This is a genomic window from Streptomyces sp. LS-MS-L19 (assembly GCF_058382285.1).
Genome location: NZ_JBYCLL010000001.1, coordinates 2,042,692 through 2,064,740 on the forward strand (window position 1 = coordinate 2,042,692; position 22,049 = coordinate 2,064,740).

The window sequence follows — 22,049 nt, forward strand, 5'->3', positions numbered from 1 at the left end:
AGCGCCGCACCCGACACGCAACGGTCACCCCCGCGGCGAAAACCCGTCCAGCACCCGCCCCAACATCCGCTCGAACACCGCGTCGAGATCAATGGGCCCGGCATCCTCCGCGAAAGACGCCGCCAACCTCGGATACGCCCCCGACGCCACCTGACCCCCCAGATACGCGATCCGCACCGCGTTCTCCTGCTCCTCCGACCACGGCAGCGACCGCACCCGCTCAGCCGTGGAGAGTTCGTTCGAGACGTACGTCGTCACGCACCCGTTGAGCATCGCCACCAGCTCGATCTTCGTGCCGTAGGGGGCGTCCAGCGGGTCGAGGCAGGCGAGGCAGTGCTCCAGATAGCGCAGGGCGTTGGGGCTGAAGCCGTACACCCCCGACATCAGCCGGACCATCCAGGCGTGCCGGTGCATGAGCGCCTTGGTCTGGCGCGCGTTGCGGAGCATGTCGGCCCGCCAGTCCCCCGTCGGCTCGAACAGCTCGTGCTCCCCGCTGACCGCGTCCACCATCAGCTCGTACAGGTCCTCCTTGCGGGGGACGTAGTTGTAGAGCGACATCGTGCCGCAGCCCAGCTCGGCCGCCACGTGTCGCATGGACACGGCGTCCAGGCCCCCGGCGTCCGCCAGCCGCACCGCCGCCGCCGCGATGTCCGCCCTGGTGAACGCGGGTTTGGGCCCACGCCCGGTCCGTTCGGGACGAGCCCAGATCACTTCGGGTACGGCCGCTCGGCCCGCCATCGATCATCACCTCGGCCACCATCCTAGTTACGTACAGCGTACGTAGTGCGCTATGGTCCTGCCATGACTTCTACGTACGCTGTACTTAGTGAAGGTCTGGAGAAGCGGTTCGGGGAGGTCCATGCCCTGCGCGGCCTCGATCTCGCGGTCGCTCCGGGCACGGTCTGCGGCATCCTCGGCCCCAACGGCGCGGGCAAGACCACGGCGATACGGCTGCTGACCACGCTGCTGCGGCCGGACGCCGGCTCCGCGCGGGTCGCCGGGCACGACCTGGTCCGGGAGCCGGGGGCGGTCCGCCGCGCGATCGCCGTCACCGGGCAGTACGCGTCGGTCGACGGGGACCTGACCGGACGGCAGAACCTCCGGCTGTTCGCCCGGCTGCACCGGGTGCGGGGACCGGCCGGGCGAGCCGCCGAGCTGCTGGAGCGCTTCGGCCTGTCCGAGGCCGCCGACCGGCCCGCGTCCACCTACTCGGGCGGGATGCGCCGACGTCTCGACCTCGCGGCGAGCCTGGTCCGCCGTCCCGAGATCCTGTTCCTCGACGAGCCCACGACCGGACTCGACCCGGCCAGCCGCACCGCCGTCCGGGACGCCGTACGCGATCTCACGGCGGACGGCACGACCGTGCTGCTGACCACGCAGTACCTGGAGGAGGCCGACCAACTCGCCCACGACATCGCCCTGATGGACCGGGGGCGGGTCGCGCACACGGGGTCACCGGCCCAGCTCAAGGCGCTGATCGGAGCGCATGTCGAGATCGTCGTCGCGGACCCGGACGTCCTCGTGAAGGCGGCCGGGGTCCTCGACCAACTCACGGGCGGGGCACCGTCGTTCGACCACGACCGGAACGCGGTCGGCGCGGTCACCCGGGACACCACGCTCACGCTCCCCCGGCTGGTACGTGAACTGGACGCGGCGGGCGTGCCGTTGCTCGACGCGAGCATCCGGCCGCCGACCCTCGACGACGTCTTCCTGCGACTGACCGAGGAGGTGGCCGCATGAGCACGCTGGCCTACGACGGCACCGCCATGCTGGGGCGTCAGCTGCGGCGGGTACGGAACAACCCCGGGCTGCTGGTCCTGACCCAGACCATGCCGATCACCATGCTGCTGTTCTTCGGGTACGTGTTCGGCAGCGCGCTGGCGATGCCGGGCGAGCAGTACCGGTCCTTCCTGGTGCCGGGTCTGCTGGTGGCGACGGCGGCGAACGGGATCATGACCGGGATGTTCCAGGTGGCCCAGGACGTCCACCGGGGCGTCACGGACCGGCTGCGCACCCTGCCGATCAGCCGGGCGGCCGTACCGCTGGGGCAGTCGGTGGCGGACGTTCTGGTGACCGCCGCCGGCATGGTGCCGTTCCTGCTGGTGGGGCTCGCCGTGGGCTGGCGCGTCGAGGGGTCCGCGCCGCAAGCGGTGGGCGCGGTGGGGCTGTTGCTGCTGTTCCGGTTCGCGACGACCTGGATCGGTATCTACCTCGGCCTGCTCACCGGCAGCGAGGAGGCCGCGGGTCAGCTGGGCGGGGCCACGTTCGTCCTGCCGCTGCTGTCCAACGCGTACATTCCGGCCGAGGGCCTGCCCGGCTGGCTGCGCACCCTCGCCGAGTGGAACCCGATCAGCGCGGTGACCACGGCTCTGCGGGAGCTGTTCGGGAACGCGCCGGTGCCGGAGGGCGCGGCCTGGCCGGTGGCCCATCCGGTCGCCGGGTCACTGATGTGGTGCGCGCTGCTGCTCGCGGTCTTCGCACCGCTCGCCGTACGGCGGTACGGCCGCGGGGAGGGCTGAACGCCTCGTGCCGGGAGGAGAGTTCGGGCCCTGCCGGGGCCCGGGCCGACCTCGGAGGCGTGCATGCCAAAGATGGTGCGTACGGGGAGGCCGAGCCGGGGGCGTGGCCCTCGCTCGGCCGGCTCACCTGGATCGTGCTGCATGCCGTGGGGATGACGGACAGGTCGCAGCACGAACCCGGGCGGCTGGGGCTCAGTGCCCGCCGAACAGCGAACGGCGCAGTCGGCGCAGTGGTGCGAACAGCGAGACGCGACGCACGCGGGCGCCCCGGTCGCTGCGCTCCTGCTTGGTGGTGTCACGCGCGGTCAGCTCACGCATCAGCGAGGTCGCCTCGGCCGCCTCGCGCTGCGGGACGGCGGGCCCCGACAGCACCGAGAGATGGCGGTCCAGGCGCGAACTGGTCGCGCTGCTCCCGCAGGTGATCGCAGGGACCCTCGCCCTGCGCACTGTTATCTGTTCCATGTCACTCCCCACCCGTACGAGTCCACCCGGCCCGGGCAGGGTAACCCTATCGCCCCGTCGGGGCACACGTGTATCGGCGTCACAGGATTCACCTTCCCCGTAAGGGTGTTGACGACCCCTCCATGATTACTCTCCGAATCCAACAGATTTCAGGGCGAGTTGGACAACCGGCTGAGTAGTGGGCTGCGGTGAGCCACCGTCCGGCTCGACGGTCACTGCGAGTGATGTCGCAGACTTGTCGAGTCCGGTCGCGACCAAGGGCGTGTCGGCGTCGAAGAGCCCCAGGGAGCGCGGTTGCTCGTTGGGGCGCATGAGCCACAACTGGCGCACGCGGCCGCTCGGGGGCGCGCTGTACCCGCTCAGGGTGACGACCGCGCGCCCCTCCGATGCGGAAGCGACCACTCCGATCGTTCGGCCCTGTGCGTCCTGCCCGCGGGTCGCGAGCGCGTCCGAGGCCTGGAGAACGTGGGCGATCTCACTGGCCTGCGCTTTCTGCGCGTCCAGTTCGTCCTGGGTCCGGTTGGCCTGGACGGCGAACAGGGAGGCGACGACGAGGGCCGCGGCCGCGGTGGCCGTCGCGAAGGGCGCGAACAGCGGGCGCCGCTGCCGCTGCCTGGGCGGCGGCTGCACCCCCCACACATGGGGCGGCAGCTGCGATTTGCGCGCCCGGGCCGGTTCCGGCCGGGCCCGCACCGGCTCCGGCCGCGCGGCGGGCTCCTGCGGGATGGAGCGCACGGCGGACAGCACCCGGTCGCGCATCGCGGCGGGCGGCGGGGCGGCCGCCGACCATGCCAGCCGTACGGCGTCCTCGGACAGGGCGCGCACCTCCGCCGCGCAGCTGTCGCAGCCCTTGAGATGCCGCTCGAAGCGGGCCCGCTCGGGCGGCTCCAGGGCGTCGAGGGCGTAGGGAGCCGCGAGGGAGTGGAGATCTTCCCGGCGGAAGAGACTCACGCCACACCTCCCAGGCACTCCCGCAAGCGGGTCAGTCCGTCACGCATGCGCGTCTTCACCGTTCCCAGCGGCAAGGACAGCCGCTCAGCCACTTCACGGTAGGTGTACCCGTCGTAATAGGCGAGGGTCACCGACTGGCGCTGGAGTTCGGTGAGGCGCTCCAGGCACCGGCGCACCCACTCGCGTTCGAGGCCGGCCTCGACCTCCTCGGTCACCTGGTCGAACGCGGTGTGGTGGGCCCGGTGCGCCTCACGCTGCTCGCGCTCACCGGCCGCGCGGGCACTGCGCACCCGGTCGACGGCACGGCGGTGCGCGAGGGTGAGGATCCAGGACAGCGCGCTGCCCCGGCGGGGGTCGAACCGCGCGGCGGACCGCCAGGTCTCCAACAGCACTTCCTGCGACACCTCCTCCGACTGCGCCGGATCACGCACCACCCGCCGTACGAGTCCGAACACCGGCCCGGCGACGAGCCCGTAGAGCTCCTCGAATGCCTTCTGGTCCCCTCCCGCCACGAGCACCAGAAGCTCGTCCGCTTCCAACTCGCCGCCCCCTCCCGCAAAGCCGCACCTGGGCCGTCCCGTCCCACGAGGTATTCGCAACGAACACACCTCCGGATGGGGTTACGGATCAGATCGCCGAAAACGCGGGTCGAGCAGCAGAAAAGAAGTTTTGAGATTCGACCAATCCGCCCCGCCCACCGCTCCGAATCACCGAGCGTCAGGCAAGTTGGACTGAGGACGGACGGCATGACACCTATCTCCAGGAGCGGCTCGGGACGCAGGAGTCTCGCGACCCTCGTATGTGGTGCGCTGGCCGCCGGGGGGCTCGCAGCCGCCGGCGTGGCCACGCTGGAACCTGGGGCGGCCTCCGCCTCAAGTCACCGGGAGGCCCCGCTGATCTCGGGCACCCCGCAGTACGACAACACCGACGTGTACGCGTTCGTCAGCCCCGACAAGCCGGACTCGACGACGATCATCGCGAACTGGATCCCCTTCGAGGACCCGTCGGGCGGCCCGAACTTCTACCAGTTCGCCGAGGACGCCCAGTACGACATCCACATCGACAACAACGGCGACGGACAGGGCGACCTGCTGTACCGCTTCACGTTCAAGACGCATGTGAAGAACAAGAAGACGTTCCTGTACAACACGGGCGCGGTCGACAGCCTCGACGACCCGGACCTGAACGTCACACAGACGTACGACATCGAGCTGTTCCGGCTGAAGAACCAGAAGGTCCAGTACAAGACCAAGGTCGCCGACGACATCCCGGTGGCGCCGTCGAACGTCGGCAAGGCGTCCATGCCGAACTACGAGAAGCTGCGCGACCAGGCGGTCTACAAGCTTCCCGGCGACGCGACGGCGTTCGCCGGCCAGGCCGACGACCCGTTCTTCCTGGACCTGCGCGTCTTCGACCTGCTGTACGGCGGGAACCTGAGCGAGGTCGGCAACGACACGCTCAAGGGCTACAACGTCAACTCGATCGCCCTCCAGGTCCCGACGGACATGATCACCGAGTCCTCGCACCAGCCGGTCGTGGGCATCTGGTCGACAACCCAGCGCCGGAACGCGCAGGGGTACTACTCCCAGGTCTCGCGGCTGGGCAACCCACTTGTCAACGAGGTCGTCAACCCGCTGAAGGACAAGGACAAGTTCAACGCGTCCGCGCCCTGGGACGACGCGCAGTTCCTGAAGAACGTGACCAACCCCGAACTGCCGAAGCTCATCGAGGCGATCTACAAGATCCCGGCCCCGAAGGAGCCTCGCAACGACCTCGTGGACGTGTTCCTCAAGGGTGTGAAGGGGCTGAACCAGCCGCCCCACGTGCGGCCCGCGGAGGAGCTGCGCCTCAACACGTCCATCAAGCCCACCGATTCTCCGAAGCGGCTCGGTGTGCTTGATGGCGACAACGCCGGGTTCCCGAACGGGCGCCGCCTGACCGACGACGTGATCGACGCGTCGCTCCAGGTCGTCGAGGGTGAGCTGGTCGGGTCCAAGAACGACCTGGGTGACGCGGTCGACAAGAACGACAAGGACTTCGAGAAGTCCTTCCCGTACCTGGCGCTGCCGACGGAGGGTTCTCGCGGGCCGCTGGCCAAGGGCACGTCCGGTGGGAACGACGTCCGTAACCAGCTCGGGGACGCGCTGTCGCCGGCCGGTGCCTCCGGGTCGAACAACACGACGCTGATCGCCGGGTCCGCGGGCGCCGGTGCGGCGGGGATCGTGCTGATCGGGGCGGCGTTGATGTGGTGGCGTCGGATGCGGAGGCGTGCCTACTGAGGTTGGCGGTGCCTACGGGGGTGCCTCGATCTGCCGTCTGGCGGGTGCGGGTTGACTGTGGCTGGTCGCGCCCCGCGGCGGAGCCGCAAATCGACACAGCCTCGCGCCCCCAAGGGCCCTCAACGCACCCCCCTAATAACTGGCGCGGCCTGCGCGTACTCATCCCCCACGGTGCAGGCCGCGCCGTAGTAACTCGATCACCACTGAATCAGGAACCAGGAGAGGGCCATGTCCGGGTCTACGACCGACAGCGCACCCGAGGACGAGCAGAGCGGTTCGTCGGAGACCGTGGAGCCCTCAGCTGACGCCGAGGACGCGAAGGTCGCCGCCGTGCGGCGGGTGTCCGCGGCCGGACGGCGGTGGCGGGCCGCTCAACTGGCCGGGTGTGCGGCCCTGTTGGCCGTCGCGCTGACCGGGGGGTCGATCGCCTTCGGTGCGCTGCGGGACGGCGGTACCGCCACCGTCGCCAGTTCGTCGTCGGCGCTCTCGCCCGGGCTCATGGCCAGGGGGGACCTCGACGCGAGCATCAGGGCGATCCAGGCCCATCTGCGCACGCAGCCCAAGGACTTCGGCAGCTGGGCCACGCTCGGGCTCGCCTACGTCGAGCAGGCGCGGACCAAGGGTGACCCCTCGCGGTATCCGCAGGCCGAGCAAGCCCTCAAGAAATCACTGGGGTTGAAGGCGGACAACGAGCAGGGCCTCGCCGGTCTCGGCGCGCTGGCCGCCGCCCGGCACGACTTCAAGGGCGCCCTCGCCTACGCCGACCGGACCCTCAAGCAGAACCCCTACGACGAGCGCGCCCTGTCCTCCCGGATCGACGCCCTCGTCGAACTCGGCCGCTACGACGAGGCGTCGAAGGCCGCCGACCTCGCGGACGAACGGCGGCCCGGCATCCCGGTGTTCACCCGCTACGCGTACGTCCACGAGCTGCGCGGCGACGTCGGTACCGCTCGCGGTGTCCTGGAGCAGGCGCTGTCCACCGCGACCACCCCCGGCGACATCGCCTACGTGGCCACCGCGCTGGGCCAACTCGCCTGGAACCAGGGCGACTACGCCACGGCCCTGACCGACTACGCCCGCGCTCTCGCCGCCGACGACACCTACCTCCCCGCCCTGGAGGGCAGGGCGCGCGCCCAGGCCGCGAGCGGTGACCGGGCCGCCGCGATCAAGGGCATGGAGGCCGTCGTGGCGCGGTATCCGCTGCCCGGGCCGCTCGTCGAACTCGGTGAGCTGTACGAGGACCGGGGCGGCGACGGGGACAGGGCCAGGGCGAGCGACCAGTACGCGCTCGTCGACGCCTGGATCGCCCTCGCCCGGGCCAACGGCGTCAACGCCGACCTCGACACCGCGCTGGCCGCCGCCGACCACGGCGACAAGGCCTCCGCCCTGCGCGCCGCCCGCGCCGAGTGGGCCCGCCGGCACACCGTGCACACCGCGGACGCGCTGGCGTGGGCCCTGCACGTCAACGGCCGGGACGAGGAGGCCCTGCCGTACGCCCGGCAGGCCACCGCCACCGGCTACCGCAACGCCTCCTTCCGCTACCACCGCGGGATCATCGAGCTCGCCACGGGTGACGAGAAGGCGGCCAGGACCCACCTCACCTCCGCCCTGAAGCTGAACCCCGGCTTCTCCCCGCTCGGTGCCCGCGAGGCCCGCAAGGCACTGAAGGAGATGGCCCGTTGAAGCTCCGCCGTCTGTTCGTGTCCCTCCCGGCCGTCCTGACGGCGGCTTGTGCGCTCGCGCTGCTCCCTTCCGGCAGCGCGAGCGCCCACCCTCTCGGCAACTTCACCGTCAACCGCTACGACGGTCTCGTGGCCGCCCCCGGTCAGCTCCGGGTCGACCATGTCGAGGACCTCGCCGAGATCCCGGCCACCCAGGTCAAACCGGACCTCGAGAGGCTCGGCACGGCCGCGTGGGCCGCTCAGCGCTGCCGTACGGCTGCGGAGGGCGCCAAGGTCACCGTCGACGGCCGTACGGTCGCCCTCACCGTGAAGAGCAGCCACGCGCGCGTGCGTCCCGGGCAGGCCGGCCTGAACACCCTGCGCGTGGAGTGCGGGCTGACCGCCCCGCTGCCGAAGGACGCCCCTGTCTCCCTCGGCTTCCACAGCGCGGGCAGCGACTCCGGCCCCGGCTGGCGGGAGATCACCGCGCGCGGCGACCGGACGACGCTGACGGGGTCGGACGTGCCCACCACGTCGATCTCGAAGGAACTGACCACGTATCCGCAGGAGTTGCTGTCCTCCCCCGCCGACACCGTCACCGCCTCCGTGCGCGTACGGCCCGGTGGACCGGCCCTCGCCGAGGAGCGGACGGACGCCCCCGCCGCCTCCGTGCTGCCCCGCGGCGCCGACCGCTGGACCCGCGCCCTGGACTCCCTGGTCGCCCGTCACGACCTCACCGTCGGTTTCGCGGCGCTCGCCCTGCTCATCGCCGTCTTCCTCGGTGCGATGCACGCGCTCGCCCCGGGCCACGGCAAGACCCTGATGGCGGCGGTGGCCGCGGCCCGCGGCGGCCGGGCCCGGATGAAGGACGTCCTGCCGCTGGCCGCGTCCGTGACGGTGACCCACACCCTGGGCGTGGTCGCGCTGGGCCTGCTGGTCGCGGCCGGTTCGACGGCGGCCCCGTCGGTGATCGCCTGGCTGGGCATCGCGAGCGGCCTCATGGTGACCGCGGCGGGCGTGACCCTGCTGCGCCGGGCCCTGCGCAACCGCCACCACGGGCATCCGCACCCGCACAGCCATGGGCCCGACCACGACCACCCGCACCCGCACCCGCACCCGCACGGACCGAGCGACCACACCCACGAGGACGAAGAGGCCGAGGAACGCCCCCTCGTGCTGGTCGCCGCCCACGCGGAACCGGCCCCCGCCAAGGCCCGCGCCCACGCGCACACGCCGGCCCACACCCACGACCACGGCCACCATCACGACCACGGACACAGCCACACCCACGACCACGAGCACCATCACGACCACGGTCACACCCACGAGCACGACCACCCGCACCCCCACAACCACTCCCTCGAACACACCCACGGCGGCTTCACCCACACCCATGCCGTCGCCCCCACCGTCCGCGGCACGATCCTGCTCGGTTTCGCCGGCGGGCTCGTGCCCAGTCCCTCCGCCGTCGTCGTGCTCGTCGGCGCGGCGGCGCTCGGGCAGGCCTGGTTCGGGCTGCTGCTCGTGGTGGCGTACGGCGTCGGACTCGCCCTGACCCTGACCGCGGCCGGATTCGCCGTCGTCAGGCTGGGTAGCGGAGTAACCCGGGTGCTGGACCGGCGCCCCCGCCTGGCGGCGAGCCCGCTGACCGCGCTGGTGCGCAGGACGGCACCGCTGATGTCCGCGTTCGTCGTCGTGGCCCTTGGGGCGGGTTTGGTGCTCAAGGGGGCGGCATCCGCACTCGGCTGAGCTACGTTTGTGAAGAAATCATGCGAAGTCGAGCGGAGTACGAAGTGGGGGACGGCCGTGTCCGAAGAACCGGGCGGTGACCGTGTGATCGCGGGCCGCTATCGCCTGCTGTCCCCGCTCGGCGAGGGCGGCATGGGAACCGTGTGGCGCGCCCGCGACGAGGTGCTGCACCGCGAGGTCGCCGTCAAGGAGGTACGCGCGCCGCACGGGCTGGCGGCCTCCGAGGTCGAGCGGTTGTACGCCCGCCTGGAGCGCGAGGCGTGGGCGGCGGCCCGGGTCGCCAACCGCAATGTGGTGACGGTGTACGACGTGGCCACCGAGGACGGCCGCCCGTGGATCGTGATGGAGCTGGTGCGCGGTGTCTCGCTCGCCGAACTCCTGGACGCGGAGGGCCCGCTCAGCCCGCAGCGGACCGCGCACATCGGCGCCGAGGTGCTCTCCGCGCTGCGTGCCGCGCACGAGGCCGGGGTCCTGCACCGGGACGTGAAGCCGGCCAACGTGCTGCTGTCGAACGACGGCCGGGTGGTGCTCACCGACTTCGGTATCGCCCAGGTCGAGGGCAGTTCGGCGCTGACGATGACCGGCGAGGTCATCGGCTCGCCCGAGTTCCTCGCCCCGGAGCGGGCGCTGGGCCGCACCCCGGGCCCGGAGTCCGACCTGTGGTCGCTGGGCGTGCTGCTGTACGCCGCCGTGGAGGGGAACTCCCCCTTCCGGCAGAACACCCCGCTGAGCACCCTGCGCGCGATCGTGGACGAGGAGCTGCCGCCGCCGTACCGGGCCGGTCCGCTCACCCCGGTCATCGAGGGTCTGCTGGTCAAGGATCCGGCCCAGCGGCTGCCGGCCGAGCGGGCCGAGCAGGAGCTGCGGATCATCGCGGCCGGGGGCACGCCCCGGGCGGACGCCGTGCAGGCGGGGCCGTACGCCCCGACGGTGGCGGCGCCCTTTCCGCAGGAGCCGCCGACGGCCCCGTACCGGCCCGCGCCCACCCCGACCTCCACTCCCACCACCACGGCCACGGCCCCCGAGCGCAACCGTCGCGCGGGGGTGGTCCTGGTCGCGGGTGTGCTGGCGCTCGCGCTGGCGATCGCGGGGCTGACGTACGCGCTGCTGAACCGTGACAACGGCGACAAGGACGGGGAGACCGCCAAGGACACCGCTCCGGCGGTGAGTTCGCCCGCGTCGACCACCCCGGACGAGACGGCTGAGGAGAGCCCGACCCCGAGCGAGAGCGAGAGCACCACCAGCGCGCCCCCGCCGCAGTCGGTGAGCGTCTCCCTGAGCGGTGCGAACACCGACTACACGGGCGCCTGCCCGCCGGACAGGTCGGCGGCCCCCAGCTTCACGGCCACCCTGACGGTCGGCCGCGTCCCGGCGACGGTGACGTACCGCTGGGTGTCGAAGAACGGCTCGGTGAACGGGAACTGGAAGACGCTGACGTTCTCCGCCGGGGGCGGGAAGACCCAGCAGGACCGTCGGTTCGTCACCACGCAGGACGACAGCGGGACGTTCGAGGACACCATCAGCGTGGAGGTCCGCGACCCGGTCGAGAAGACGTCCAACTCGGTCCCCTTCTCCCTCACTTGCGTGACGGAGACCCCGTCCGGCAGCGACGAGGCCTCCTCCACCGCTTCCCCGTGAGGGGTGATCAGGCCGCGCTGTTCAGGACCGGGAGGTAGCCGCCGGACTGGCCGGCCGCGGTCGGGTGGTAGGACTCGCCGATGTTGAGCAGGTTGAGGCTGTGCAGCCAGGCGCTGCCGGAGCAGAGCTCGTGGCCGGTGAAGGGGGAGCGGACGTCACCCCAGGCGAAGCCGTGGTTCGCGGCCCGCTTGGCGATGGCGGTGTCGAGGTAGTCGGCGGCGTCGTTGATCGCCTTCCGCTTGGTCTCGGAGAGGCCGAGGCAGGTGGTGCCGAGCTTGTAGAAGCGGGGGTAGCCGAGGACGACCACGTGGGCGTTGGGGGCCCGGGACGTGATCGCCGAGTAGACGTTGTCCAGTTGGCCCGGGAGCGTGGCGTCGACGTACGCCTTCGCGGTGTTGATCCGGGCCAGGCAGGAGCTGTCGGACTGGAGCACACAGGTCGTCATGACGTCGGAGAAGCCGGCGTCGTTGCCGCCGATGCTGATCGAGACGAGGGCGGTGGCGGCGTTGAGCGGGGTCAGCTGACTCGCCAGAACATCACCCGTACGGGCGCCCGAGCAGGCCGTGAAAGCGAACGACGAGGGTGAGTGCGCGGCCGCCCAGAGGTAGGGGTAGGCCTTCGTGCTGCGCTTGCAGTCACCGCTCGAACTGAGGTAACTGCCCGCGCCCACGCCCGAGGAATAGGAGTCCCCGAGGGCCACGTAGGGGCCTTCGGCGGCGTGGGCGGTGCCTGTCCCGGTGAGGACTGCGGCGAGGGCGAGGAGGAGTGAGCCGACGTATGCGGCAAATCGGGAACGTCTCATGGAACCTCCCTTTAGCAGGATCTCTGCCACATCTGTCGTAGCAAGCAGGTGCAACGACGGGAAGTGTCCATGCCAAAAACGGCTTTGATTTCGTGGACATGACAGCTTTGTTGACTCCTCCTCAACTCCCTTGTTCTGCCCGTGTAGATGACCCAGCCTTTACCTCAGCCGGGAGCGGAACGCGACGCTCCCCGCCGTGTGCGCTTTCCCGCGCGCACCCCCCACGGACCCACGCCCGACCCAGGCGCGGGTCGCCCATGAGGAGGACTCCCTCGTAATGGCACAACTGCGTAGCAAGAAGTTCCGGTTCGCCGCGATAACCACCCTGGCGACCACCGCCCTCGTCGGCGGACTCACCGCCCTGCCCGCCGAGGCCGCCCCGGCCGAGGGCACGGTCCTCGCCGCCGGCTCCCCCACGGCCGTCAAGGACAGCTACATCGTCACGCTCAAGAGGAACGCGGGCTTCAAGGCCTCGTCCAGCGAGGGCAAGGGGCTCGTCAAGGAGTACGGCGGGACCGTCGGGAAGACCTTCGGCTCCGCGCTCAACGGCTACACCGCCACGCTCTCCGCGACCGAGGCGAAGAGACTCGCCGCCGACCCGTCGGTGGCCGCCGTGGAGCAGAACCAGACCGTCCACCTGGCCGACACCACCCAGTCCAGCGCCCCCTGGGGCCTGGACCGCATCGACCAGGCCGCGCTCCCGCTCTCCGGCACCTACACCTACCCGGACACCGCGGGCAGCGGCGTCACGGCGTACGTCATCGACACCGGAGTCCGCATCACCCACACCCAGATCAGCGGACGCGCCTCCTACGGCTACGACGCGGTCGACGGCGACACCACCGCCGCCGACGGCAACGGCCACGGCACCCATGTCGCCACCACCATCGCGGGCTCCACCTACGGCGTCGCCAAGAAGGCGAAGATCGTGGCGGTGCGCGTGCTCGACAACGCCGGCTCCGGCACCACCGCCGGCGTCATCGCCGGCATCGACTGGGTGACGAACAACCACTCCGGTCCCTCGGTCGCCAACCTCTCGCTCGGCGGCGGTGCGTCCACCACCCTGGACACCGCCGTCCGCAACTCCATCGCGAGCGGTGTCACCTACGCCGTCGCGGCGGGCAACAGCAGCGCCAACGCCTCCTCGTACTCCCCGGCGCGCGTCACCGAGGCGATCACCGTCGGTGCCACCACCAGCACCGACGCCCGGGCCGGCTACTCCAACTACGGCTCGGTGCTCGACATCTTCGCCCCCGGCTCCTCCATCACGGCGGGCTGGTACACCAGCGACACCGCCACCAACACCATCTCCGGTACGTCGATGGCGACCCCGCACGTCGCGGGCGCGGCCGCGGTCTACCTCGCCGGACACACCTCGGCCACCCCGGCCCAGGTCGCCACGGCCCTGGTGGGCGGCGCCACGTCCAACGCGGTCACCAGCCCGGGCACCGGCTCGCCCAACAAGCTCCTCAAGCTCGTCCGGTAGGACCCGCACCCCCGTTGGACGTCAACACCCGTTCCCCGGAGGCGCTTTGCGTCTCCGGGGACACCCCTGTCCAAGTCCGTACCAGACGGCCTTGACGGCTCCCAGGGCGCTGCGCGACATTGAAGCCCGGCATCCGACGCTTTCTGGGGGGAAACGTCGCTCATGCAGACCACTCGTGCACAAACTCCTTCGCGAGCGTCCGGCAGAGAACTGACGCCGCTGCTCGCGGGCGCGGCGACCGCCGTGGGGGGATTCGGCGCGCTGCTCGCGCTCACCGGCTCCGACTCACCGTTGCGCGCCCCGCTCGTGCTGTTCTTCCTGCTCGCGGCGCCCGCCGCCGGCATCGCCCTGGCGCTGCGCGGCCTCGATCCGTTCGCCCGCCTGCCGGCCGCGCTGGCCGGCTCGGTCGTCCTGAACATGCTGGTGGCGCAGGGCATGCTGGCCACGCACCGCTGGTCGGCGCGCGGCGGTGTGGTGGCGGTGGGCGTGATCAGCGCCCTGATCCTGCTGCCGGTGCTGCTGCGGCGGCACCGTGCGGCGAAGGGTCAGGACGGCTGACGTGGACATCAGCGTGTACCGCCCCGGCGAGCTCAGCGGCGCCGACCGGGCGGCGTGGACGGCTCTGCAGTCCAAGGCCCATCTCCAGGGCTCGCCCGGCCTGGCCAACCCGTTCCTGTCCCCCGAGTTCGCGCTCGCGGTGGGCCGGTGCAGGCGGGGCGTGCGGATCGCGGTCGTACGGGAGCAGGGCGAGCCCGCCGCGTTCTTCCCGTTCCAGCGGACCGCCGCCGGTGTCGGCCGGGCCGTCGGTCTCGGCATCTCGGACGCCCAGGGGGTGGTCCACCGGCCCGGATTCACCTGGGACGCCCGGGAGTTGTTACGGGCCTGCGGACTCGCCGTCCTCGAGTTCGACCATCTGGTGGAGGGCCAGGGGCCGTTCGAGACGGGGACCGCCAAGGGCTTCCCCTCCCCGGTCATGGACATCGACCAGGGCTACGAGACCTATCTCGCCCAACTGCGGGAGCGCTCACCGAAGTTCACCCGCACCACCCTCGCCAAGGAACGCCGGCTCATACGGGCCGCGAGCGAGGTGCGCTACGTCCACGACGAGCGCGATCCGGCCGTCCTGCGCACCCTGATGGACTGGAAGTCCGCCCAGTACCGCAGGACCGGCCGCAGCGACCGCTTCGCGCACGAGTGGATCGCCGACCTCGTCCAGCAGCTGTTCCACACCCGCTCGGAGCCGTTCGCGGGGATCCTCTCGGTGCTGTACGCCGACGGGAAGCCGGTCGCCGCCCACTTCGGGCTGCGCACCGAGCGCGTCCTCGCCTGCTGGTTCCCGGCGTACGACCCGGAGTACGCAAAGTACTCCCCCGGCCTGATCCTGCATCTGCGCATGGCCGAGGCGGCCGCCGCCGACGGCGTCGCGTACCTCGATCTGGGCCGGGGTCAGAAGGAGTACAAGGACTCCCTGAAGACACGGGAACTGACCGTGTCGGAGGGGTGGGTGACCCGTCGGCACCCGATCGCGGTGGGACACCGCGCCCGCCGGGCTCCGGCGCGTGCACTGCGCAACGCCGTAGTGGCACGGCCGGAGCTGTTCGAACCGGCCGACCGGCTACTGAAGAAAATGGGAAAGATCCGTTCGGGGGCGACTGTAACGGTCAAACCAACAAAAACGTGAGGCCTCGTTCCAGGTCTTGCCATAGGGGTTCAATCGTCAATACCGTCATACATCTCACCCGCATCGTCCCGTCATCGAGCGGCTCTAGGGGAGGGCTCAAGGACCGCGACGGGGAGGCGCGGGGCGCGGTAGGGGGGTGCCGTGCTCGGCGGCCGCACTGGTGGCCGGGCCGTGCCGCGCGACCGGCTGTCGTCTTTTCGCACCAAGCACAGCACGACGGCGGTCGGCCAGCTTTGCCAGCTCACCCGGCGGGTACGGAGATTCCTTCCGGCATGCCGTGAGTGAGAACCCCCCTTTCGAACCGGAGCAAAAAGCCGGACCGCCCACAGGGGCGGGCGGTCCACCGGACGAGAGGGAACCAGACTCATGAGTTCAGTTCTGCGCCCGGCGACTACGGGCCAGGATGCGCCAGTAGCCGGCCAGTACCGACCGATCTCCACTCATCTGGCCATAGCGCCACCGGTGAGCGTGGTCATACCCGCCATGAACGAGGCGGAGAACCTTCCGTACGTCTTCAAGACCCTGCCCGACTGGATCCACGAAGTGGTCCTGGTGGACGGCAACTCCACGGACGACACCGTCGCGGTGGCCCGCGAGCTGTGGCCCGAGGTGAAGGTCGTGAAGCAGCACGGCAAGGGCAAGGGGGACGCCCTGATCACCGGCTTCGAGGCCTGCACCGGTGACATCGTCGTCATGATCGACGCGGACGGCTCCGCCGACGGCAACGAGATCGTCTCCTACGTCTCCGCCCTGGTCTCGGGCGCGGACTTCGCCAAGGGGTCCCGCTTCGCCAACGGCGGCGGCACCGACGACATGACCTTCATCCGCAAGCTCGGCAACTGGGCGCTGTGCACGATCGTCAACCGCAAGTTCGGCGCCCGCTACACGGATCTCTGCTACGGCTACAACGCCTTCTGGCGGCACTGCCTCGACAAGATCGACCTCGACTGCACGGGCTTCGAGGTGGAGACCCTGATGAACATCCGGGTGGTCAAGGCGGGGCTCAAGGTGCAGGAGATCCCGAGCTACGAGTACCTGCGCATCCACGGCGCCAGCAATCTGCGGGCGGTCCGGGACGGCTTCCGGGTGCTCAGGGTGATCCTCGGGGAGCGGTCCAACCGGCGTGCGCTGCGCCGCCGTACCCACCACTCGCCGCTGCTCGACTCGCGCCGGGGAGAGGTGTCTTGAGCGGTCCCGACGTCTCCGTCGTGATCTGCGTGTACACCGAGGACCGCTGGGAGGACATCCTCGCGGCGGTCGCCTCGGTGCGGACGCAGTCGTACCCGGCCCGGGAGACGCTGCTGGTCGTCGACCACAATCCGGCGCTCCTGGACCGGCTGGCCAAGGAGTACAAGGACTTCCTGGAGAGCGGGGAGGTCCGCGTGTTCGCCAACGCGGGCCCCCGCGGCCTGTCCGCGGGCCGCAACACCGGGATCGCCGCCTCCCGCGGCGAGGTGATCGCCTTCCTCGACGACGACGCGGTCGCCGAGCGGGACTGGCTGCGGCACTTCGCCGGGGCCTACGCCGATCCGAAGGTCATGGCGGTCGGCGGCCGTACGGTGCCCATCTGGGCGTCGGGGCGCCGGCCCGCCTGGTTCCCGGAGGAGTTCGACTGGGTGGTGGGCTGCACCTACAAGGGCATCCCGGCCGGCCTGGTCCGGGTGCGCAACGTCCTCGGCGGCAACGCCTCCTTCCGCCGCAGTGCCTTCGACGCGGCGGGCGGCTTCGCCACCGGCATCGGACGGGACGGCGACAAGCGGCCGCTGGGCTGTGAGGAGACCGAGCTGTGCATCCGGCTGAGCCGGGCCAGACCGGACGCGGTGCTGCTGATCGACGACCGGGCGGTGATCCACCACCGGGTGCCCGAGGCGCGCGAGCACTTCGGGTACTTCCGCACGCGCGCGTACGCGGAGGGCCTGTCGAAGGCGCTGGTGGCGCGAAGTGTCGGCGCGGACAAGGGACTTGAGTCGGAGCGCCGGTACGCCACCCGGGTCCTGCCGTCCGGGGTGGTGCGCGGGCTGCGGGACGCGGCGCTGGCCCGGCCGGGCGGCGCGGGCCGGGCGGGCGCGATCGTCGCGGGGGTGCTGACGGCGGCCGGCGGGTATGTCGTCGGCACCGTCCGGGCACGGCGGGGCGGGGCCACGTTCTCGGTCGTGGAGATCGAGGGGGAGAGAGATGGCTGAGCCACCCGTACCGATCCTCATGTACCACGCCGTCTCGACCGACCCGAACGACGCCACCCGGGTGCTGTCGGTGTCCCCGGAGGCCTTCGCCCAGCAGATGGAGCTGATCGGCGCGCTGGGGTGCACACCGCTCAGGACGGCTGATCTGGCGGCCCGTTGGCGGGCCGGCCGCCCGCTGCCCGAGCGGCCCGTCCTGATCACCTTCGACGACGGCTACGAGGGCGTCCACCGCCACGCGCTGCCCGTGCTGGCCAAACACGGCTTCACGGCCACGGTGTTCGTCTCCACGGGCTGGATCCGCGGCGCGCACGACATGGGCGGCGGCCTGGACACCATGCTGGACTGGGACCAGGTCCGCGAACTCGCCGCCGCGGACGTGGAGATCGGCGGCCACACCCACACGCACCCGCAGCTCGACCAGCTGGACGACACCGCGCTGCGCCACGAGCTGATCCACTCCAAGGAGATCGTCAGCGACGAACTCGGCACCGTACCGCTCTCGCTCGCCTACCCGTACGGCTACTCCAGCCGCCGGGTGCGCGAGGCGGTGCGGGAGACGGGGTACGGTCAGGCGCTCGCCGTCAACAACGGCCTCGCGCGCCGCCGTCAGGGGCCGTACGCGCTCACCCGTCTCACGGTGCGCCGCGCCACCACGACCGAGGAGTTCGAGCGGCTCGTCCAGGGCCGTGCGATCGCCCGGGACTTCGCCAGGGACCGTGCCCTCACCAAGGGGTACGCGTTGGTCCGAAGAGCACGACAGGTCCGCCGGAAGGTCTCCCGTTCCCGTGTCTGACACGACGACCACGACCGAGCCCGAGTCGACCGCGGCCAAGGCGCCCGAGCAGCCGGGGCGCCGTTTCCGGCTGCTCGGCCGGGGCAGGGACGCTGGCGGCGGCAACCAGCTGTTCCGCAACGCCTACGCCCTGATGCTCAACACCGGTATCTCCGCGGTGCTCGGCCTCGGCTTCTGGCTGGCGGCGGCCCGCTACTACTCCGAGTCGGCCGTGGGCCAGGGCTCCGCCGCGATCGCCGCGATGAAGCTCCTCGCCGGCTTGACCGCGGTGACCCTGACCGGCGCGCTGGCCCGCTTCATACCGGTCGCGGGCCGCGCCACCGGCCGCCTCATCTTCCGTACGTACGCGGGCAGTTCGGTGGTCGTTGCGGTCGCCGCGGTCGTCTTCCTGCTCACGCTGGACGTGTGGGGGCCGTCGTACCGCTTCCTGCACGGGCCGGTGAACGGGCTCGGCTTCATCGCGGCCGTCGTCGCCTGGAACGTCCTCACGCTCCAGGACGGTGTGCTGACCGGGCTGCGCAGCGCGCTGTGGGTGCCGGTCGGCAACACCGTCTTCTCGGCGGTGAAGCTGGGCCTCCTGGTCGCGTTCGCGGTGGCGATCCCGACCGCCGGTGTCTTCGTGTCGTGGGTCGCGGCGATCGCCGTCTCCGTGCTGCCGCTGGGCTGGCTGGTGTTCCGGCGCCTGGCTCCGCGCCACGTCAAGGCGACCGAGGACCACGCGAAGCCGCCCTCCTTCAGGGAGATCGGGCGTTTCCTCGCGGGCGACTACACCGGCTCGCTGTTCTCGCTCGCCGTGGTCTACCTGGTCCCGGTCATCGTGGCCGCCCAGGTCAGCTCCCAGGACAACGCGTACTTCTACATCACCACGACGATCGGCGGCACCTGCAACCTGCTCGCCATCAACATGGGTGCCTCCCTGACCGTCGAGGGCTCGCACGACCCGGGGCGGCTGGCCGCCAACACCCGTGCCGCGCTGAAGCGGATGGCCCGGATCATGCTGCCGGTGGCCGCGGTCCTGTTCGTCGGGGCGCCCTGGATCCTCGGGGTGTTCGGCTCGGGCTACGCGGACGCGGCCACCCCGCTGCTGCGCTGGTTCGCGGTCGGCGCGGTGCTCAGGGTCGTCATGGAGACGTACTTCGCGGTCCTGCGCGCGCAGAGCCGCACCTCCGGACTCGCCTGGCTCCAGGGCCTGTTGTGCGTGCTGGTGCTCGGTCTGACCCTGCTGCTCCTGCCCCGTATGGGGCTGACCGGGGCGGGGGTCGCCGAGATCTCCTCGCTCGCGGTGATCGTCGCGATCGCCGCGCCCAAGCTGTACCGGACGATCCGGCACGCCCCGCCCGCCGAGGTCCCGGCGGCCGCGGCCCCCGACGGCGACCTCGCCGACCTCGGGGCGCGCGAGGCCCCGGCCGCCGGCCGCACCCGCCGCCCCGGCTGGGCGCTCGACCAGGACACCCTCGCGCTCGGCATCCACGTCGACTTCGACCACCAGGAGCGCCGGCCCGACGTACGGCCGGGTCCCGGCACCCCGCCCACGGGGACACCGGTGGTGCGCCCGACCCGGGACCGGCCCACCTGGGCGCTGAAGAAGCTCCCCGAGTTCGGGCTGCCGGTGGAGGAGAGGGAACCGGGCTCCGAGTCGTCCCTGGGCCCGTCCGAGACCGAGGTGGATGCCCCGTTCGAGGAGGCATTCGACGCGGGCAAGGAGATCGCCGTACGGGAGGAGGTCGCCGTACCGGAGGAGCCAGCCGTACCCGAAGCGGCACCGCGGTCCGGTGAACCGCCGCGGCCCCTCTCCCCGCGGGAGCGGCTCCAGCCCACCTGGCTCGGGGTGTTCCTCGGCGGTCTGCTCGCCGTCGCGCTGCTCCTGTACTGGGTGCCGGTGCTGCGGCTGGGCGAGGCGGACCTGGACCGGATGGGCGGGCTCGGGCTGATCTCGATCCTGCCGCTGCCCACGCTGCTCGGCGCGGCGCTGCTGGTCGTGGTCTTCGCCTCGCTGCTGTGGCTGGGCCGCGAGCACAAGGCGCTGCTGCTGCTCACCCTGGTGGCGACGGTGGTGTCACTGCACGCGCTGCCCGCGGTGATCGAGGCCGAGCCGCGGTTCGCGACGGCCTGGCAGCACCTCGGGTTCATCGACTACATCGACCGGACCGGTTCCGCGGTGCCCGACCTGGACGCCCGCTGGAGCTGGCCGGGCTTCTTCGCGGTGGCCGCGTTCGTCGCGAAGGCCTGCGGGGTCACGGACTTCACCGAGGTCATCCGCTGGTGGCCGACGGCGATCCAACTCGCCTACCTGGTCCCGATGTTCCTTCTCGTACGGCACATGCGGGCGAGCTGGCGGGCCAAGTGGACCGGCATCTGGATCTTCGTCCTCAGCGGCTGGGTCGGCCAGGACTACTTCTCCCCGCAGGGCTTCACCTATCTGCTGTACCTGGTCTTCGTGGCGGTCCTGCTGGTCTGGTTCCGGGCCCCGCGCGTGATCTGGACGAAGCGGCGGCCCGGCGAGGCCGAGGTCGAACCGACGAACCGCCGCCAACGGGCCGTCCTGCTGGCCGTGGTGATCGGCCTGTTCGCGGCGACCGTGCCCGCCCACCAGCTCACCCCGTTCATGATGCTGGGCGTGCTGGCGGCGCTCGTAGTGTTCCGCCGCAGCGAACTGCGCGGCCTGCCCGTCCTGTTCGCCGTGATGGTGACCGCCTGGATCGGGTGGATGGCCGAGCCGTACTGGTCGGGTCACTTCGACGACCTGTTCGGCGGGGTCGGCGGGGTCGGCGGCAATGTGTCCTCGTCGGTGTCCGGCCGTATCGAGGGCGGCAGTTCGACCCACAAGCTGGTCCTGTACGTGCGCGTCCTGCTGGCCGGCGGAGTCATGGCCCTCGCCTGCTACGGCTGGTGGCGCCGCCGCGAGCACAGGTACCGGGAAGCCGCCCTGCTCGTCCTCACCTTCGTGCCGTTCCTCGGCTTCGGCATGCAGTCGTACGGCGGCGAAATGGCGCTGCGCGTCTTCATGTTCGCCCTGCCGGGCGCGGGCCTGCTCGCCGCCCTGGCGCTCTTCCCGCGCACCGGCGTCACCGCGAAGGAGCGCGAGAAGGACCGGGTCAGTCTCGCTCCGGTGGCCGCGCTGATGGCGGGGCTCCTGCTCGTCGGCGGCTTCCTGATCGCCCGTTGGGGCAACGAGCCGTTCGAGCGGATCCGGCCCGGCGAGGTCGCCGCGATGGACTACGTGTACGCCCACGACGATCCGACGGTCCGGGTGCTGTGGTTGTCCAACGACACGGTGAACAACGTGACGCCGGCGATGCCGTGGGGCGCGAAGGACATGGAGAAGGTGTCCTACGTGCCGACGCTCGCGCCGCCCGACCCGGTGCTGGTGTCGGGTCTGGTCAAGTCGCTCAGGGACGCGGGCCCGAACTCGTACCTCATGGTCAACGTCAGCCAGGTCACGTATCTGCGGCTCGACGTGGGCTATTCGAGGACGTGGGAGCCGCGGCTGCTCGACAACCTGGACAACCGCAAGGAGCTCAAGCGGGTCTTCACCAACCCGGACGTGACCATGTACGCGCTGCGGGACCAGCCCGCGGGGAAGGTGCCGAAACCCGATCCGGGACCGATCGGGCCGCAGGTGACCTGGACGCCCTGGTCGGTGGTGGGGGCGCTGGCCGCGCTGGCGCTGATCCTGCTGCTGTCGGCCCGTGAGGTGGTGCGGGTCGCGGTCCGGCCCGGCGTGCGCCAACTGCGGTGGCTCCAGAGCAGTTTCTGGTTCTCGCTGCCGCTGCTGGCGGTGTTCCTGGCGGCGCTGGTGCAGCGGTTCCTGACGATGAAGTGAGGTCTTCCGGAGGTTCTTCGAA

18 protein-coding genes are annotated in these 22,049 nt (G+C 71.2%); 13 read left to right on the plus strand and 5 right to left on the minus strand.

Annotated elements, in window-relative coordinates; genetic code table 11:
* Nucleotides 1–24: 24 nt before the first annotated feature.
* Nucleotides 25–738, minus strand: coding sequence for a TetR/AcrR family transcriptional regulator (locus AC2XR2_RS08935; protein WP_449350069.1), 714 nt, complete (start codon nt 736–738; stop codon nt 25–27).
* A 63-nt stretch (nt 739–801) separates the two neighbouring features.
* Here AC2XR2_RS08935 and AC2XR2_RS08940 point away from each other — a divergent pair, with 63 nt between their 5' ends.
* On the plus strand, nt 802–1,740 hold the full coding sequence (locus AC2XR2_RS08940; protein ID WP_491514737.1) for an ATP-binding cassette domain-containing protein: 939 nt from the start codon (nt 802–804) through the stop codon (nt 1,738–1,740).
* Nucleotides 1,737–2,519 carry an ABC transporter permease gene (locus AC2XR2_RS08945; RefSeq protein WP_491514738.1) on the plus strand — a complete coding sequence of 261 codons (783 nt, stop codon included), beginning with the start codon at nt 1,737–1,739 and terminating at the stop codon, nt 2,517–2,519. Before AC2XR2_RS08940 ends, AC2XR2_RS08945 begins: the two co-directional genes overlap by 4 nt.
* 192 nt (nt 2,520–2,711) lie before the next feature.
* On the opposite strand, the gene AC2XR2_RS08950 is transcribed toward AC2XR2_RS08945, so the two are convergent.
* From AC2XR2_RS08950 to AC2XR2_RS08960, 3 genes are all read right to left on the minus strand, one after another.
* The gene (locus AC2XR2_RS08950; protein WP_028809926.1) at nt 2,712–2,981 is read right to left on the minus strand and encodes a hypothetical protein; all 270 of its coding nucleotides are present in this window, start codon (nt 2,979–2,981) and stop codon (nt 2,712–2,714) included.
* A gap of 126 nt (nt 2,982–3,107) precedes the next feature.
* Nucleotides 3,108–3,932: an anti-sigma factor gene (locus AC2XR2_RS08955; RefSeq protein ID WP_356466588.1), complete on the minus strand. Its 825-nt coding sequence runs from the start codon at nt 3,930–3,932 to the stop codon at nt 3,108–3,110.
* Nucleotides 3,929–4,471, minus strand: coding sequence for a sigma-70 family RNA polymerase sigma factor (locus AC2XR2_RS08960; protein ID WP_123759740.1), 543 nt, complete (start codon nt 4,469–4,471; stop codon nt 3,929–3,931). The genes AC2XR2_RS08955 and AC2XR2_RS08960 overlap by 4 nt, the downstream gene beginning before the upstream one ends.
* 207 nt (nt 4,472–4,678) lie before the next feature.
* Here AC2XR2_RS08960 and AC2XR2_RS08965 point away from each other — a divergent pair, with 207 nt between their 5' ends.
* The 4 genes from AC2XR2_RS08965 to AC2XR2_RS08980 all read left to right on the plus strand — a co-directional run bounded on the left by AC2XR2_RS08965 (nt 4,679) and on the right by AC2XR2_RS08980 (nt 11,259).
* The gene (locus tag AC2XR2_RS08965) at nt 4,679–6,211 is read left to right on the plus strand and encodes a DUF4331 domain-containing protein (RefSeq protein WP_381299401.1); all 1,533 of its coding nucleotides are present in this window, start codon (nt 4,679–4,681) and stop codon (nt 6,209–6,211) included.
* Nucleotides 6,212–6,439: 228 nt separating this feature from the next.
* A complete protein-coding gene (locus tag AC2XR2_RS08970) occupies nt 6,440–7,894 on the plus strand; it encodes a tetratricopeptide repeat protein (RefSeq protein ID WP_449350067.1) in 1,455 nt (484 codons plus the stop codon).
* Entirely contained in the window at nt 7,891–9,621 is a 1,731-nt protein-coding gene (locus tag AC2XR2_RS08975; RefSeq protein ID WP_491514739.1) for an urease accessory protein UreH domain-containing protein, read from the plus strand. The genes AC2XR2_RS08970 and AC2XR2_RS08975 overlap by 4 nt, the downstream gene beginning before the upstream one ends.
* Before the next feature lie 57 nt (nt 9,622–9,678).
* Nucleotides 9,679–11,259, plus strand: a complete 1,581-nt coding sequence (locus AC2XR2_RS08980) for a serine/threonine-protein kinase (protein WP_449350065.1) — start codon at nt 9,679–9,681, stop codon at nt 11,257–11,259.
* A 7-nt stretch (nt 11,260–11,266) separates the two neighbouring features.
* Here the strand turns inward: AC2XR2_RS08980 and AC2XR2_RS08985 are convergent, their stop codons facing one another.
* The gene (locus AC2XR2_RS08985; RefSeq protein ID WP_449350064.1) at nt 11,267–12,061 is read right to left on the minus strand and encodes an SGNH/GDSL hydrolase family protein; all 795 of its coding nucleotides are present in this window, start codon (nt 12,059–12,061) and stop codon (nt 11,267–11,269) included.
* Nucleotides 12,062–12,338: 277 nt separating this feature from the next.
* Here AC2XR2_RS08985 and AC2XR2_RS08990 point away from each other — a divergent pair, with 277 nt between their 5' ends.
* From AC2XR2_RS08990 to AC2XR2_RS09020, 7 genes are all read left to right on the plus strand, one after another.
* Nucleotides 12,339–13,547, plus strand: a complete 1,209-nt coding sequence (locus tag AC2XR2_RS08990) for a S8 family peptidase (RefSeq protein WP_491514740.1) — start codon at nt 12,339–12,341, stop codon at nt 13,545–13,547.
* A gap of 162 nt (nt 13,548–13,709) precedes the next feature.
* Complete coding sequence (locus AC2XR2_RS08995; protein ID WP_491514741.1) at nt 13,710–14,105, plus strand: hypothetical protein; 396 nt, start codon at nt 13,710–13,712, stop codon at nt 14,103–14,105.
* 1 nt (nt 14,106) lies between these two features.
* Nucleotides 14,107–15,228, plus strand: a complete 1,122-nt coding sequence (locus tag AC2XR2_RS09000; protein WP_491514742.1) for a GNAT family N-acetyltransferase — start codon at nt 14,107–14,109, stop codon at nt 15,226–15,228.
* Between the two features lie 366 nt (nt 15,229–15,594).
* Nucleotides 15,595–16,416, plus strand: a complete 822-nt coding sequence (locus tag AC2XR2_RS09005) for a glycosyltransferase family 2 protein (RefSeq protein ID WP_123759749.1) — start codon at nt 15,595–15,597, stop codon at nt 16,414–16,416.
* The gene (locus tag AC2XR2_RS09010) at nt 16,413–17,411 is read left to right on the plus strand and encodes a glycosyltransferase family 2 protein (RefSeq protein ID WP_491514743.1); all 999 of its coding nucleotides are present in this window, start codon (nt 16,413–16,415) and stop codon (nt 17,409–17,411) included. Before AC2XR2_RS09005 ends, AC2XR2_RS09010 begins: the two co-directional genes overlap by 4 nt.
* Nucleotides 17,404–18,204 carry a polysaccharide deacetylase family protein gene (locus AC2XR2_RS09015; protein ID WP_491514744.1) on the plus strand — a complete coding sequence of 267 codons (801 nt, stop codon included), beginning with the start codon at nt 17,404–17,406 and terminating at the stop codon, nt 18,202–18,204. Before AC2XR2_RS09010 ends, AC2XR2_RS09015 begins: the two co-directional genes overlap by 8 nt.
* On the plus strand, nt 18,197–22,027 hold the full coding sequence (locus AC2XR2_RS09020; RefSeq protein WP_491514745.1) for a lipopolysaccharide biosynthesis protein: 3,831 nt from the start codon (nt 18,197–18,199) through the stop codon (nt 22,025–22,027). The genes AC2XR2_RS09015 and AC2XR2_RS09020 overlap by 8 nt, the downstream gene beginning before the upstream one ends.
* Nucleotides 22,028–22,049: the final 22 nt, after the last annotated feature.

Excerpts from the sequence above, each read along its gene's own strand:
- AC2XR2_RS08940 (WP_491514737.1), top strand. The coding sequence starts at position 802 with ATGACTTCTACGTACGCTGTACTTAGTGAAGGTCTGGAGAAGCGGTTC.
- AC2XR2_RS08970 (WP_449350067.1), top strand. The coding sequence starts at position 6,440 with ATGTCCGGGTCTACGACCGACAGCGCACCCGAGGACGAGCAGAGCGGT.
- AC2XR2_RS08950 (WP_028809926.1), bottom strand. The coding sequence starts at position 2,981 with ATGGAACAGATAACAGTGCGCAGGGCGAGGGTCCCTGCGATCACCTGC.
- AC2XR2_RS08985 (WP_449350064.1), bottom strand. The coding sequence starts at position 12,061 with ATGAGACGTTCCCGATTTGCCGCATACGTCGGCTCACTCCTCCTCGCC.
- AC2XR2_RS08990 (WP_491514740.1), top strand. The coding sequence starts at position 12,339 with ATGGCACAACTGCGTAGCAAGAAGTTCCGGTTCGCCGCGATAACCACC.
- AC2XR2_RS09005 (WP_123759749.1), top strand. The coding sequence starts at position 15,595 with ATGAGTTCAGTTCTGCGCCCGGCGACTACGGGCCAGGATGCGCCAGTA.
- AC2XR2_RS08965 (WP_381299401.1), top strand. The coding sequence starts at position 4,679 with ATGACACCTATCTCCAGGAGCGGCTCGGGACGCAGGAGTCTCGCGACC.
- AC2XR2_RS08945 (WP_491514738.1), top strand. The coding sequence starts at position 1,737 with ATGAGCACGCTGGCCTACGACGGCACCGCCATGCTGGGGCGTCAGCTG.
- AC2XR2_RS08935 (WP_449350069.1), bottom strand. The coding sequence starts at position 738 with ATGGCGGGCCGAGCGGCCGTACCCGAAGTGATCTGGGCTCGTCCCGAA.
- AC2XR2_RS08995 (WP_491514741.1), top strand. The coding sequence starts at position 13,710 with ATGCAGACCACTCGTGCACAAACTCCTTCGCGAGCGTCCGGCAGAGAA.
- AC2XR2_RS09015 (WP_491514744.1), top strand. The coding sequence starts at position 17,404 with ATGGCTGAGCCACCCGTACCGATCCTCATGTACCACGCCGTCTCGACC.